This is a genomic window from Leifsonia poae, from assembly GCF_050632195.1.
GTDB lineage: Bacteria > Actinomycetota > Actinomycetes > Actinomycetales > Microbacteriaceae > Leifsonia > Leifsonia poae_C.
The window spans coordinates 813,258-826,368 of the sequence record NZ_CP192580.1 but is presented as its reverse complement, the minus strand read 5'-3'; the positions used below and the strand labels follow the sequence as shown (position 1 = coordinate 826,368).

17 protein-coding genes are annotated in these 13,111 nt (G+C 66.1%); 6 read left to right on the top strand and 11 right to left on the bottom strand.

Annotated features, from left to right (window positions below; all coding sequences use genetic code 11):
* Positions 1–9: 9 nt before the first annotated feature.
* Positions 10–1,080, bottom strand: a complete 1,071-nt coding sequence (locus tag ACQ86A_RS04300) for a carboxylate-amine ligase (protein ID WP_431279384.1) — start codon at positions 1,078–1,080, stop codon at positions 10–12.
* 93 nt (positions 1,081–1,173) lie between these two features.
* Here ACQ86A_RS04300 and ACQ86A_RS04295 point away from each other — a divergent pair, with 93 nt between their 5' ends.
* The 3 genes from ACQ86A_RS04295 (at position 1,174) to ACQ86A_RS04285 (ending at position 3,444) form a co-directional block, all read left to right on the top strand.
* Entirely contained in the window at positions 1,174–2,211 is a 1,038-nt protein-coding gene (locus tag ACQ86A_RS04295) for an iron-containing redox enzyme family protein (RefSeq protein WP_431279383.1), read from the top strand.
* Positions 2,208–2,429 carry a CDGSH iron-sulfur domain-containing protein gene (locus ACQ86A_RS04290; protein WP_431279382.1) on the top strand — a complete coding sequence of 74 codons (222 nt, stop codon included), beginning with the start codon at positions 2,208–2,210 and terminating at the stop codon, positions 2,427–2,429. The genes ACQ86A_RS04295 and ACQ86A_RS04290 overlap by 4 nt, the downstream gene beginning before the upstream one ends.
* A 73-nt stretch (positions 2,430–2,502) precedes the next feature.
* A complete protein-coding gene (locus tag ACQ86A_RS04285; RefSeq protein WP_431279381.1) occupies positions 2,503–3,444 on the top strand; it encodes a DUF389 domain-containing protein in 942 nt (313 codons plus the stop codon).
* Between the two features lie 78 nt (positions 3,445–3,522).
* Here ACQ86A_RS04285 and ACQ86A_RS04280 read toward each other — a convergent pair whose 3' ends face one another.
* The 4 genes from ACQ86A_RS04280 to ACQ86A_RS04265 form a co-directional block, all read right to left on the bottom strand.
* Positions 3,523–4,095 carry a DUF3618 domain-containing protein gene (locus ACQ86A_RS04280; protein WP_431279380.1) on the bottom strand — a complete coding sequence of 191 codons (573 nt, stop codon included), beginning with the start codon at positions 4,093–4,095 and terminating at the stop codon, positions 3,523–3,525.
* Positions 4,092–4,508 (bottom strand): phage holin family protein, encoded by a 417-nt coding sequence (locus ACQ86A_RS04275; RefSeq protein ID WP_431279379.1) that lies wholly within the window; start codon positions 4,506–4,508, stop codon positions 4,092–4,094. Before ACQ86A_RS04275 ends, ACQ86A_RS04280 begins: the two co-directional genes overlap by 4 nt.
* Entirely contained in the window at positions 4,505–5,215 is a 711-nt protein-coding gene (locus ACQ86A_RS04270; protein WP_431279378.1) for a hypothetical protein, read from the bottom strand. Before ACQ86A_RS04270 ends, ACQ86A_RS04275 begins: the two co-directional genes overlap by 4 nt.
* Before the next feature lie 137 nt (positions 5,216–5,352).
* Positions 5,353–5,679, bottom strand: coding sequence for a MerR family transcriptional regulator (locus ACQ86A_RS04265; RefSeq protein ID WP_431279377.1), 327 nt, complete (start codon positions 5,677–5,679; stop codon positions 5,353–5,355).
* A gap of 136 nt (positions 5,680–5,815) precedes the next feature.
* Here ACQ86A_RS04265 and ACQ86A_RS04260 point away from each other — a divergent pair, with 136 nt between their 5' ends.
* Positions 5,816–6,244: an Hsp20/alpha crystallin family protein gene (locus ACQ86A_RS04260; RefSeq protein WP_431279376.1), complete on the top strand. Its 429-nt coding sequence runs from the start codon at positions 5,816–5,818 to the stop codon at positions 6,242–6,244.
* Positions 6,245–6,348: 104 nt separating this feature from the next.
* Positions 6,349–6,528, top strand: a complete 180-nt coding sequence (locus tag ACQ86A_RS04255) for a hypothetical protein (RefSeq protein ID WP_431279375.1) — start codon at positions 6,349–6,351, stop codon at positions 6,526–6,528.
* Positions 6,529–6,675: 147 nt separating this feature from the next.
* Here ACQ86A_RS04255 and ACQ86A_RS04250 read toward each other — a convergent pair whose 3' ends face one another.
* Together ACQ86A_RS04250 and ACQ86A_RS04245 are read right to left on the bottom strand one after the other, a co-directional pair.
* A complete protein-coding gene (locus ACQ86A_RS04250) occupies positions 6,676–7,014 on the bottom strand; it encodes a hypothetical protein (RefSeq protein ID WP_431279374.1) in 339 nt (112 codons plus the stop codon).
* A gap of 79 nt (positions 7,015–7,093) precedes the next feature.
* Positions 7,094–8,050, bottom strand: a complete 957-nt coding sequence (locus tag ACQ86A_RS04245) for a manganese catalase family protein (RefSeq protein ID WP_431279373.1) — start codon at positions 8,048–8,050, stop codon at positions 7,094–7,096.
* 168 nt (positions 8,051–8,218) lie between these two features.
* Here ACQ86A_RS04245 and ACQ86A_RS04240 point away from each other — a divergent pair, with 168 nt between their 5' ends.
* Positions 8,219–9,565 (top strand): MFS transporter, encoded by a 1,347-nt coding sequence (locus ACQ86A_RS04240; RefSeq protein ID WP_431279372.1) that lies wholly within the window; start codon positions 8,219–8,221, stop codon positions 9,563–9,565.
* Here ACQ86A_RS04240 and ACQ86A_RS04235 read toward each other — a convergent pair.
* From ACQ86A_RS04235 to ACQ86A_RS04220, 4 genes are read right to left on the bottom strand one after another with little or no spacing between them, the layout of a single operon-like run.
* Positions 9,541–10,215, bottom strand: a complete 675-nt coding sequence (locus ACQ86A_RS04235) for a glycosyltransferase (RefSeq protein ID WP_431279371.1) — start codon at positions 10,213–10,215, stop codon at positions 9,541–9,543. The genes ACQ86A_RS04240 and ACQ86A_RS04235 overlap by 25 nt on opposite strands.
* Positions 10,212–11,477: a PIG-L family deacetylase gene (locus ACQ86A_RS04230; protein ID WP_431279370.1), complete on the bottom strand. Its 1,266-nt coding sequence runs from the start codon at positions 11,475–11,477 to the stop codon at positions 10,212–10,214. The genes ACQ86A_RS04235 and ACQ86A_RS04230 overlap by 4 nt, the downstream gene beginning before the upstream one ends.
* Complete coding sequence (locus tag ACQ86A_RS04225) at positions 11,471–12,460, bottom strand: acyl-CoA dehydrogenase family protein (protein WP_431279369.1); 990 nt, start codon at positions 12,458–12,460, stop codon at positions 11,471–11,473. The genes ACQ86A_RS04230 and ACQ86A_RS04225 overlap by 7 nt, the downstream gene beginning before the upstream one ends.
* Positions 12,461–12,473: 13 nt before the next feature.
* Positions 12,474–13,055, bottom strand: a complete 582-nt coding sequence (locus ACQ86A_RS04220; protein ID WP_431279368.1) for a Dps family protein — start codon at positions 13,053–13,055, stop codon at positions 12,474–12,476.
* Positions 13,056–13,111 lie beyond the last annotated feature (56 nt).

The following is a 13,111-nucleotide window of genomic DNA, read 5'->3' as shown; positions in this document are numbered from 1 at the left end:
CCGTAGCAGCTAGCTCTGCGACGCTATCAGCTCGGCCAGGGCTGCTGTTCCTCCCTGGTCGAGCGCGCGCCGCTGCTGGGTTGCGCCGTTTCCATCACTCAGGATGCGCTCGACGGTCGATGCGACCAGCTCCTCGTCGCCATGCTCCGCCAGCCCAGCAGAAGCATCACGGAGGAGCGCTTCGACGACTTCAGCGGCCGAACTGAGCGAACCGGTGCTCGGATCCACGAGGTCGGATGCGAGCCCGTTCCGCGCCGCGTGCCAGAGCCCGGCGTCGAGGAGCTCCGGCTCGCCGACCGGCAGATCGCGGACCGGTTCCGAAACCACCAGACCGCGGATCAGTGCGGCCAGCGCGACGCTCGTCTCGGGTCGCAATTGAGCATCGAACACCCGCACTTCGATGGTCGGGAACCGGTCGGAGGGTCTCACCACCCAGTTGAGCGTGCCCGCGTCCGAGGTTCCCCCGACCCCGCGCAACGCGGCAGTCCGGCGATCGTAGTCGTCGCCGTTCCGAAACGGTGGTGGAACCCCGAAGGTGGTCCACCGACGACTGTGGATGGCTCGCCAACTGTCGAAACCGGTGTCGGCTCCCTGCCAGAACGGCGAATTGGCCGACAGCGCTAGCAGGGTCGGGAGCCACGGTCGGAGCCGGTTCAGCGCCCGGATGGCCTCGTCGCGGTCAGCGACCCCGACATGCACGTGCATCCCGTTGATCTGATGGTCCGCGACGATGGCGCCGAAATGGGCGGCGATGTCCCGATACCTCTTCTCATTCGTGACCTGTGCGGCGGCGGCGACACGGTATGGCACTCCTACTCCGGCAGCGAGAACGCCGTTTCGGTTGGACCAGCAGCGCAGCTCCTCGCGAAAGGCGGCGAGCGCGGTCACCGCCTCTCCGGTCGTCTCGCAGACAGGCGAGGCGAATTCGAGCTGGGACGGAAAGAACTCGGGGGTGACCGTGCCGGCCCGATCGCCGGTGCGGCGAAGCGCATCCTGAGCACCTTTCGCGCACTCGACCGGAGTCAGCGTCGCCGGGTCGAGGAGGACGAACTCCTCTTCGATCCCGATCGTCGTGCGCATCCGAACACCTCCAGTCCGTCGCACAACGTACGCATGATGAATACGCTCGCGCAATGGCTTGACTCGGCGGCGCCTTCGGCTCACGGTCGGAGCATGACAGTACCGATCACCCCGCGCGGACCGGTCAGCGAGCAGCTCCTGACCGCCCTCGCGCAGTCCGCGACGCCCGATTCCCCCGACATGGAGCTCGCCCTCGAGCTCACCCTTCAGTCCCTTGATCGCGACCTGGACGTCATCACCGACGAGGACCTCCAACTCGCGCTCCTGCTCAGCTACGGGCTCTCGTACGGCGGGATCGTCGACGCCGACGACCGCTGGGAGTGGCATCCGTCGCAGGTGACGCTGCGCACCGCCATCGAAGAGCGATTCGAGGAACAACTCCGCGAGCGAATCGACCTCGGCGAACTTCCCGCGCCAGAAGCCGAAGCGGTCGCCTCCTATCTGTTCGCCGTGACCTCGGAGGACGAGGGGCCGAGGATCTCCCGCTACCTGGCCAAGAAGGCGACGAAAGAGCAGGCGATCGAATTCGTCATCCAACGCTCGATCTACACGCTCAAAGAGGCCGATCCTCACTCCTGGGCGATCCCACGGCTGACCGGCCGAGCGAAGGCTGCGCTCGTCGAGGTTCAATCCGACGAATACGGAGGCGGCCGCCCCGACCGGATGCACGCCGCGATCTTCGCGCAGACCATGCGCGGACTCGGGCTCGACGACAGCTACGGCACGTACATCGATCGTGTTCCCGCAGTCACTCTGGCCTCGTTCAACATGATGTCCATGTTCGGCCTGAATCGGCGTCTGCGCGGGGCGATCGCCGGCCACCTGGCTGCGTTCGAGATGACGTCCTCCATCCCGAACCGGCTCTACGGCAACGGGTTCCGACGGCTCGGCTACGGCACAGAGGTCACCGACTATTACGACGAACATGTCGAAGCGGATGCGGTGCACGAGCAGATCGCGGGCCGCGACCTCGCGGGCGGGCTGGCCGCAGAGCATCCGGAACTGCTCACCGACATCATCTTCGGTGCTCGTGCCTGCCTCTACATCGACGGGCTCGCCGGCCGCCACATCCTCGACTCTTGGCAGGCGGGACGGAGCTCCCTTCGCGAGCCGGCGGTGGTTCTCGCATGACCGCCACCAGCGAATCGCAACCGACCATCGTCGCGTGCACGGACGGGCCGTTGCTTGTGCGTGGTCCTGTCACGATTCTCGATTCCGACGGAGAGCCGATCCCCCAGAATCGTCGCACCGTCGCACTGTGCCGGTGCGGGGTATCGACGATCAAACCCTTCTGCGACGGAACCCACAAGCTGATCCGCTTCAAGACCGATCCGCAGCTCGAGCCCTGAAGCCCTTCGGGCGCGTTCACCGACACGCCCCCGATCGCCACGGGCGCGCCTCGTTTGCGGCGACACTGGCCACGTGCAGCATCTGCGAATCATCGCCCCCGCCGACCTCGTCGACCGGGTGCTCGCCACCCTCGAGGACAGCGCCGCGACGACCAACATAGTTCGCATCCCGAAAGCCGCCACCCGACCTCCCGGCGACCTGGTGCTCTGCGATGTCGCGCGTGAAGGGTTGAGCATCCTTCTCGACCGGCTTCAACTGCTCGGCGTGCAACACGAGGGATCGATCTCGGTCGACGACATCGGCGTCGAGATCTCTGATTCGGCTAAGCGGGCAAGCCGCGCCACCCCCGGTCATGCAGCCGACGCGGTGGTGTGGCAGGAGATCGAGCAGCGCACGCATGAGGAGACCAGCCTCTCCCCCACCTTCCTGACGTTCATGTCGGTCGCCACCATGATCGGTGCGATCGGCGTGGTCTTCGACGAGCCCATCCTGATCGTCGGTGCGATGGTCGTCGGCCCGGACTTCGGCCCGCTCGCTGCTCTCTCGGTGGGCCTCGTGCGGTGGCGGCGACGGATGATCGCCCAGTCCGTCCTCGCACTCGCCGTCGGGTTCGGCGCCGCCATCGTGATCACCATCCTGTTCACCTGGCTCCTCACGGCGCTCCACCTGATGTCACCCGCGGACCTGCTGCACTCCCGGCCTCTGACCGATTTCATCTGGAGACCGAACGTGCTCAGCTGGGTGGTTGGTTTCCTCGCCGGGATCGCTGGCCTCCTTTCCCTGTCCACCGCGAAGTCGGGCGCACTCGTCGGGGTGCTGATCTCGGTGACGACCGTTCCGGCCGCAGCGAACGCCGCCGTCGCTCTCGCTTACGGGGTCACCGAACAGTCCGTCGGCGCACTCATCCAGTTGGTCATCAACCTCGCCGCGATCACGCTCGGCGGGGTGGTGACGCTGCTCGTACAGCGGCTGAACCAGGTTCGGCGTGCAGCGCAAACGGTAACGTCGCGATAGCTCGGCAGGTCACCGGGGCGCGAACCGTGGTGCGCACGCGTGCGCGTGCGCGGTCCGCGCCCCGGGATCTTCCTGGTGTCAGCCGTTGCTGTCGCCGATGACGTGGCGGGCTTCGTTGGCCTCGTCAGCGACGGTTTGTGCGGAATCGGTTGCTTCGTCCTTCACTGTCCCGACAGCGTCTTTTGCGGTGTCGGTCACAGCAGTGACCGCGTCTTTGGCCGGCTCCTTGAGATCCTCAGCGACCTGCTTGGCCGCGTCGGCGGCCTCATGGATCAGCGGTTGCGCGGCATCCTTCACGTTCGCGGCGATCTGCTGCTCCTTACGGCTGGCGGGTATCAGGGATGCGGCCAACCAGCCCACACCGAACGCGATCAGGCCGACCGCGAGCGGGTTGCCTTCGGCCTTGTCGACAACGGCCCGACCGGCGTCGGAGACCGTGTTCCCGATCGACGAAGCCGAGGCGTGAACACCGGAGTCGTTCGATCCCATCACCCGATCGGTGACAGACCTGACCGCCGACTTCACCTTCTCGGTCTGGCGGTGCGCGATCTTCGACGGTGTCACCTTGTCGGCCAGCGCATCCACATCGCCACTCAGTTCACGGCGGGTGTTCTCAATATCGGCGCGGATCGCGTCGGGGTCGTCACTCATCGGTTCTCTCCATTTCGTTTCAGCGTTTCGGGTATCTCTTTGACGGAGTCCACCGTCTGCGGTAAGCCCCTCACCTCGGCCAGCTGCTTACGGCCGAGCAGGAACAGGATCAGGGCGACGATCGCCCAGATGACGGCCACGATCACCGCCGACCACGCGTTCCCAACGAGGTAGCCGAGCCCCCACCACAGCGCCACCGAGAGGAAGAACAACACCATCAAGGCCGCGTAGCCGGCACCACCGAACATCCCCGCGCCCTTGGCTGCCCGCGTGGCCGATTGACGGAGTTCGGCTTTGGCGAGCTCGACCTCCTGCCTGATGAGGGTGGAGAGGTCGCGGGTGACCTCGCCCAACAGATCGCCGAGCGATGTCGACGCGGCCTTCGCCTCCGACGGCGTCTGCTCGTCGGTCATCGCCAACCACCACCCTGAGTGTCGAATCCAGGCGAGTCCGCCACATGCGAGGGCGGAGTGACACCGTCGGCGCTCGCGTCTGCTGGAACGATTCGGGCGGTCGGTGCGCGCATCGGTGCCCGCTCATCCGGAGCATCGAACACTTCGGGCGCGTGCCGGTTGTCGCTCGACGACTGCGCCGAGTCGGAATCGCCGCTCGCAAGCGATCGAGTCAGGCGACCAGCCAGCACACCCGCCACGGCCGCGACGGCGATAAAGGTTCCCGGATTGCGACGGGCATAAGACTTCACCTCGCTCAGCAGCGACCCGGGATCCCGCTGCCCCAGCCAGGAGGCGATCCCCTGCGCGCGCCCGGCCGCCTGCCTCGCCAGGTCACTCGCCACGCCTTGCGACTGCGACGATTGCGCCATCTGCGAGAGTTCCTCGCTCACCGACTGCAACCCTGCAGCGACCCGCTCCTGTTGCTGGGCGGCCTGATCTCGCAAGCCGTCCTGCGCCTGCTTGAACAGATCCTTCGCCTGCGACCTCGCTTCGTCGGCAACAGCACCGGCCTGTTCCTTGGCGACCTCGGCGACGTGCTGTCCCTCTTCAGCAGCCGTCCCAGCGACGTGCTCGGCCTGTTCGCGAGCTGTATCGACGGTACTGTTTCCGCCGGTGCTGCCCTGGGGCTCCTCCGAGCCTCCGTACAGCGATGTTGTTTCGGACATTCTTGTTCTCCCTCGAACGAGCGCGCCAACGCGCGGTAGCGCAACTCAACCCCGCACAACGAACTCCGCCAGCCGATTGACTCCTAGCCAGAACGCGGGGAGAAATTGTCTAATACGTGCGCCTTGGCGCCCCTGGCCTACTCGGCCGCGGGCGTGGAGTCATCGTCTTCGATGACTGCAGGCGACGCTGCATCGGCGATTTCGCGCCGCAATTCCGCGTTCTCGCCCTCGAGGTGAAGGACTCGTCCGATGCCCGCCAGATTCACCCCGTCTCCCTGCAGAGCGGCGACACGGCGTATCCGCTCGATGTCGTCGGCGCTGTACCGGCGGGTGCCACCCGCGCTTCTGGCAGGCGTGAGGAGTCCCTTGCGCTCGAAGAGGCGCAGCGACGCCGGCGGCAAGCCGACGAGTTCCGCGGCAACCGTGATGCTGTAGACCGGGCGGCTCGCGGCACTTTCGTTCATTCCCAAAGTTTGCTGAACGGTGTTGCTTGCTGTCAACAGTTGGTGTAGAAAATATGCGTCAACAGATCCAGATTTTCTGGATCATCTGCGAAATCCGGGCGTCTTCACCCGCCCGACGAGGAAGGAGAATCTCATTATGTCGATGTCATTTGATCCTTTCAGCCAGCTGGACAGGATCGCGCAGAGCATCTTCGACACCAGCAGGCAGCCGAGGATGATGCCGGTGGACCTCTTCCGCGAGGGTGACCAGTATGTGCTCAACGCGGACCTCCCCGGCGTGGACCCGGGCTCTGTCGACGTCGATGTCGACGGTCACTTGCTGACGATCCGCGCGCAACGGTCAGCGGCGAATCGGGAGGGCGCCCGCTGGCTCGCGCAGGAGCGACCGTTCGGTTCGTATGCGCGTCAGTTCTCGATCGGCGACGACGTGAACGCCGAGGGCATCAGCGCCACCTACGACAATGGTGTGCTCAGCGTGGTCATCCCGGTTGCTGAGCGTGCGAAGCCGCGCAAGATCACCGTCGAATCGATGTCGGAGCAGAACAAGAAGGTCATCTCCGCCTGATCCGTGCTGCGCTCGGGGCGGTTGTCGACGGACCTCGTCGACGACCGCCCCGCACGGCAGGCCACGGTATCGGACATGCCAGTCAAGGGATCGGATGGATCGTCATGGGCGAGCTGCACTACAACGGCGTGAAGATCAGCTTCGAGGATTGTCTCCTCCGGCATCTCGAGGTCGTGATCATCAACAAGCTCCGTCGACGCGAAGGATTCGCCATGAACTGGCGCAACCCCCAGCCGCCGGCGACGGTCGCTGCACGATCTGGCTTGACCCATCCATCCCCCTGATCTTCACCTACGCGGGCGCTACCACCCCGCCGATCAACCGCAACTGGATCGAAGCGCTTGGCACCTCAGCGTCCAGCTCCAGCGGACTTGTCGTCACCGACGAATCCGGAAACGAGGTGCGTGGAACGCTCGTGCACTGAGCCTCGCTCAATTCCCGAGATAATCGTCACCCCAAGTCCCGTCCCGTTCTTCAGGGCCGAGCTCGGGACGGGACGGGGCTAGTGAGGACGTCTCCTGCTCGAGATGCTCGGCCAGCGCGTCATCGACGATTTCCGGCCAATCGATATGAGCCGGCTCGCTCACCAATTGGCTTGCCGGCCCGATGACGAGCTCGAAGTCGCCGTGCTCGCCGGAGTCGCTGACTGCCGGAATCACGACCGTCTGCGCAGTGCCGTTCTGAGCGAGCGCGCTCGCATATTCAAGCAAGGCGGCCGCGAGACGATCACCGGTGTAAAAGGTGGTTCCCGCATAGATGAGCTTCCGCATAAGCCGGATTCTCACCCCACCTCCGCTTCGAATCCACCCCTCGCGCGAAACGGATTCGGACGCATGCCCTGTTCGCGCGTCATTTCTTGGCGACCGGTCCGAACAGTGCGTCGACGTCGGCGAGTTCCAGGTCTGCGGTCGCCTGAATGAGATCGAGCAGTTCGGGGTCGAGACCGGGGGCGAACTCTTCGAGGCGTTCCTCGGCGATGACGGAAGGGACGCCCTCGGGTGCCTGCTCTGACGCATCGAGGTCGGTGCCGTCCTTCGACGGCGACAAGCCCTGGAAGATCTTCCCCGCCTCAGACTGGCCGGCCAGGTCGAACGTGTACTGCTTGCTCTGGAGCCCGAGATCGGTGAGGCGTTTGACCTCAGGGAACTTCTCGGCGTTCGTCTTCGGGATCGGAAGAAGCTTGTTCCACTCGACGCCGAGAGTCTCCAATGCTTTCGCGTATCCGTTCTCGTGCGCTTGGTCACGGACGATCAAGTAGGCGATCGTCGACCGGGCCGTCTTGTTGTCCGTCATTTCATAGATCCGGCACTTCTGGAGGCGTCCCGTCGATTCCAGCATCAGGTTGTAGAGAAGGTCCAGAACGAGATTGCCCGAGTTGTATACGTAACTGCCCGACCACGGGTTGCCGACCGCATCCACCGGCAAAGCACCCTGGGCGCCCACCAGATAGTGATGGATGTTCCCCTCCGAGAACGCGATGTTCAAGGGGATCGTACCGCCGGCGCCAGGAGTGTCGAGCGGATCGGTGAGTTTGCCCTGGTAGCGCGGTGAGCCATCAACGAGGCGCGCGATCGTCGTGCCGATCAGCTCGACGTGGCTGATCTCCTCCGTGCCGATTCCCTGAATGAGATCCCGATACGGCTTCGCCGCCGGCCCTCGGAAGTTCATCGCCTGAAAGAGGTACTGCATCATCGTCCGCATCTCGCCGAACTGCCCACCCAGCCCCTCCTGCAAGGCGTTCGCGGCGGCAGGATCAGGCTCGTCCTGTTCGATCTCATTGATCAGGTGCTGTACGTGGAAGAACACGTCGACCTCCGTTGGTCATCGGGTAGCGCTTGTCGCTACCGTGACCCGAACTCTCACCCGCATCCGGCGATCTCGTCACCCGATTGACCAATTCGAATCGGAGGGTAGCTTCACCCGTGCCGCCTCGTCAGCGAGGGTTCTGTCGGTGGCGGCGGCTACTTTTTCTGCATGCGCCGATGGGTGGTGACCGTCCTCTGCCTCGTGCAGTTCGTCGACGTGCTCGGTGTGACGAGCGCGACGACGGCGATCCCTGCGATCATCGACGGGCTGAATCTCGATGAGGCCGCGGCCGGACCGATCGCGACGATGTACGCGATGTTCTTCGGTGGATTCCTTGTGCTCGGCGCGCGCCTGGGCGATCGCTATGGCCACCGCCGCATCCTCCTCGCCGGCATCGTCATGTTCGCTCTCGTCTCGATCGTCGGCGGCACCGCGACCGGTCTCGCACAGCTGCTGATCGCTCGCGCCGCGCAAGGAGCGGCGGCGGCCATCTCCGTCCCGTCTGCGTTGCGGCTCCTCCTCCACGCCTCACCGGAAGGACGTGCACGAACCACCGCACTGGCCGCCTGGAGTGCGGTGGGTGCTGCGGCAGGAGCGTCGGGCTTCCTCGTCGGCGGCGTGCTGGCGCAGTCGCTCGGCTGGCAAGCGGTCTTCTGGGTGAACGCGCCCGTGGGAGCGCTGCTCGCCGCCGGCATCCTCAGCGTGATCCCTGTGCTGCCTCCGCAGAAGCGAACGGGTTCACTCGATGCATTCGGCGCGGTTCTTCTCATCGGCGCAGTGATGGCCATCGTGTTCGGATGCTCGCTCTTGGAATCCGCGTCGACCCGCGCGCTCGGCGTCGCAGGCATCGTCGCGGGTGCACTCATCGGCGCCGGCTTCGTGGTGAGACAGCGACTGGCCGCAGACCCGCTCATCCCGTTGGACGCATTCCGGTCGTCGAACATCCGTGTGGGCACGCTGGTGTCGTTCGTGAACACCGCCGCCACAAGCTCGTCCGCAGTGATCGCGACCCTGTTTCTGCAGGGTCAGCTCGACGCATCGCCGATCGCCGCCGGGCTCACCCTCATGGCCTTGAGCATTGCCGTCATCGTCGCATCCTCGCTGGTACGGACGCTCTCGCGATGGCTCGATTCGCGGCGTCTCGCGATCGCAGGCCTCGGCATCATCGCAGGCGGGAACATCGTGCTCGCGTGCACATACGGCACGTGGTGGGGAATCACCGTCGGGGTGGGCATCGCCGGGTTCGGCCTCGGTCTCGCCTCGGTGGGCGCCACCTCGATCGGAACGGACGTCTCCGACAGCCTCGCGGGCAGCGCCTCGGGCATCCTGAACACCGGCGCGCAGATCGGTACCGCGCTCGGCACCGCGCTGCTCGTCGTGGTCGCGTCCTTCGATCTCGGGCGGATACCCGGGACGGCGCTCGCCTGGAGCATCGCCGCGTTGGGCGCACTCGCCACCGCGCTCTCACTCACGGTGACGCTGCTTCGGCGTCAGGTGGTGAGGTCCCGCAGGTAGGCGGCGTATCCGTTCGGCGCGCGCCCGGTGAGCCGGCTCGAGGTGATCACGGGGTGCCGCTCGCTCTCGGTTATCGGGAAACGGGCCGCGCGGAGCCGAGCGACGAGGTCCACATCCTCGCCCACGAAGAGCGGAAGGAAGCCGCCGACGTGTCTGTACGCGTTGGCTCGGACACCGAGGTTGGCACCGTGGACATGGCCGAGCGTCGCGCCGGGCGGGTGAGTGCGCTCCCAGGTTCGACGCCGCTCCGGATCCAGATCGGCCAGGTGCGGCACGACGGCACCGACGTAGGCGTCCGAGTGGTCGGCAGCGGCGAGGTGCTCTTGCAACCACGACGCCGGCACGCAGCTGTCGGCATCCGTGAATGCAATCCAGACACGGCTCGCGCGCGTCGTCATCGTGGCCAGCCCCGCACGAACAGCGTCGTGGCGGCTTCGACCGACGTTTCCGTGATCCCTCTCGATCGCGAGCACATCGTGGAAGTCTCGGGCGATCTCGCCCGATCTGTCCGTACACGAGTCGAGCACGACGACGACGGTCGAGGGGATGTGGACGGCGGCGCGCGCGGCAGCGATCGACTCCAGGCAGTCCTGCAGCGTCGATTCCTCGTCGCGCGCCGGCACGACGATCAGCAACCGGCTCACGGTCACCCGAACACCTCCAGAACGAACTCCTCCTCGACGTGACGGACGATGGCGTGAATGCCCGACTTGTTCGCGAACGTCGCATGCGCCTCGCGGCCCGTCTGAGCGAAGTCGTCCGCGTGTCCCGTCCAGTGGCAGAGCAGCACGTGGCCTCCGTCAGCGAGAGAGTTCAGGATGCGGTCGACGGCCGTTGCCCACTGATCGGCTGCGAGATAGTAGGCGACCTCCGACACCACGATCAAATCGAAACCGCCGTCCGGCCACTCGTCGGGGACGCGCATCCGTCGGACGGAGACGTTCGGGCATCCGGCCGTCCGCTCGGTCGCCAGTGCGACCGCGCTCGAAGCGCTGTCCACGCTGAGCAGTGCGTCGCAGCGCTCAGCCAGGAGGACAGACATCTCACCGTTGGAGCAGCCGATCTCGAACGCTCGCTCGTATCGTTCCTTCGGCAGGGCGGCGGAACTCAACGCGCGTTTGCGTCGTTCGTACCATCGGGTGCGCACCGCCCAGGGATCGGCGCTCGCCCGATGCAGCGCTTCGAAGTGCTCGGTCGACGGGCTGATCTCGGGCTCGAAGAGCACCTCCTTTCCTCCGATCGCTCGCTCGAGGAATTCACGGCTGAGCACACCCAGAGGGTTCGCCTCAGACTGAAGCTGCGTGACGAAGGCCGTGAGCGCCTCCCGCTTGCGCTCGCGCGTCGACGAAGTCAACTCGACCTCGCTGACGCGCGGCCACGGCATGTCCTCCGGTGTACCCCATTGCCATAACCAGATCGGATAGAAAAGGAGGGTGTCGCCGTGCAGCGCGCACGCGTCGGCGACCTCGCGTCCGAGGGTCCGGTGATCGCCGTGCCGATCACCCGGCCACGGGGCCAGCACCAGTGTCCGCGGACCGCGGTGGGAAGTGAGCATCGCGTCGATCGAAGCTCGCAGCGCATCCGCCGCGTATTTGAGCCCGCCGTCGACGTGGTGGAGGAACGTCAGGTCCGCCTGTACGCCGAGACGGTCGAGCGCAGTCTCCAGCTCGGTTGTCCGTTCGCCCGAATCTTCGGTTGCGACGACCACGGAGACAGGGATGTCGAGCTCGCCGCACGATGCGAGCAGGCCCCCGACCCCCAGCGTCTCGTCATCCGGATGCGCGGAGAACACGACGACTCTGTCGAAGCCGGCGAGCCAGGTGCGCCTTCGGGTGGGTACAAGGTTCCACCGCGGCTCGCCCTCCCACACGTCGAAAGGTGTCGTCGTGACGAACGGGTCGAAGCTCACCACGCCAGCGGCCCTTCCTCCAGGTGACCGGCGAGCGAAGCGTCGTCTCGGCCGCGGTGATACTGCGACACGTACAGCTCGAGATCTGCGCACCGTCGGGCCAGCCCCTCGTCGAACGCCAGCGCTGCCGGCCCGAGCACGTCTCGAGCGGCATCCAGTGTCGCCGCGACGGCATCGGCGACGGTGCCGCGGACGGAATGGGCCAGCACGGCCGCGTCCGGGGCGCTGCCTCCGTCGATCCGCTCCGCCGCATCCTCGAGAGCCAACCGGCCGGCGTCGAGACTACGGTAGAGTTCGCCGGTGCCCGCGGCGAGGATCGCGTCGTCGGGTCGTTTGCGACAGCGCGTGACGAGCGCATCCAGCACAGGAAGGCAGCCTCCCCACCAACATGCGGCGACCCCGACCGCACCCCAGCGGAACCCGGGCCGACTGAGGTACCAGCCGGCGTCACCGATGGGATCCGCCGGGACGCCGTCGAAGTCGATCGGCCCGCTGACGACCTCAGCGAGGCCGCGAGCGACCCAGTGGGCCGGTTCGACGCTCACCCCCGGGGCTTTCAGTGAGACGGCGAACATTCGCCGCCCGCCTTCCGGAGTGGCAGCGGTGACGAGAGCGCTCGTGAGGCTGCCAGCGAGCGAGCACCATGCTTTGCGGCCCCGCAGCACCCAGTTCTGCCCCTCTTGGTATGCGACCAACTCCGCTTGGGGTGCTTCGGCCGCGAACACGCCCCAGGTGGTGCCGGTTTTCGGAAGGGGGGCATCCGCCTCGTGGAGGATCGCAACCGCGTCCAGGTGTGGTTCCAGCACGCGTGCAGCGGTCACATCCGCGGTTGCGACCTTCGCGAGGCCCCGGAAGCGTTGCGCCGTCTGGCCCGATCCGGGCGGCGGGAGCAGCTCAGCAGGCGGAGTCCGGCACAGTACCTCGAGAAGTGGCGCAACATGGCCGGCGCACTCGGCTGCCGCTTCCAGATACTCGTCGAGTGCCACGGTACGGCCGGGCTCAGCGAGTGGCTGGCCTGCGGTTCTCAGCGCTCACCATCCAAGCCAGCTGCTCCAACCGTTCGATGATCTGATGCAGCAGGTCGGCAGAGGTGGGATCCTCCTCATCCACGTCGTCATGCACGGAGCGGATCGTGCGCACGACCGTCTCGAGCCTGTCCGTGATCAGGTCCACCGCATCCGACGTGTCGATCTCGCCATTCGGGAACTGGGCGAGCGCCGTTTGCTCGGCGACCGTACGCGACCGTCCGTCGGGGGTCGCGTGCAGCGCGCGAAGGCGCTCGCCGACGGCGTCGCTGAACTCGCGGGCAGCCTCCACGATCTCGTCGAGCTGGAGGTGAAGATCCCGGAAGTTCTTGCCGACGATGTTCCAGTGCGCCTGCTTGCCCTGCAGCGACAGCTCGATCAGATCGACCTGCACACGCTGCAGGTCACCGGCGAGCGATCCGGATGCCACGAACCCGTTCTCTGCGTTCTCACGACGGGTCTCGTGCTCGCCTGGCGCTGCCCCTCGCGGGCGTGACGTGCGTGGGGTCGTCGCAGCCTTCGTGGTCTTGCTCGCGTTCTTGGACGTGGTCGCCATCTCAGATCTCCTTCGTTCGGCTCGTCTCTCCTGCGGAAAGTAGACCCGAACGGGGA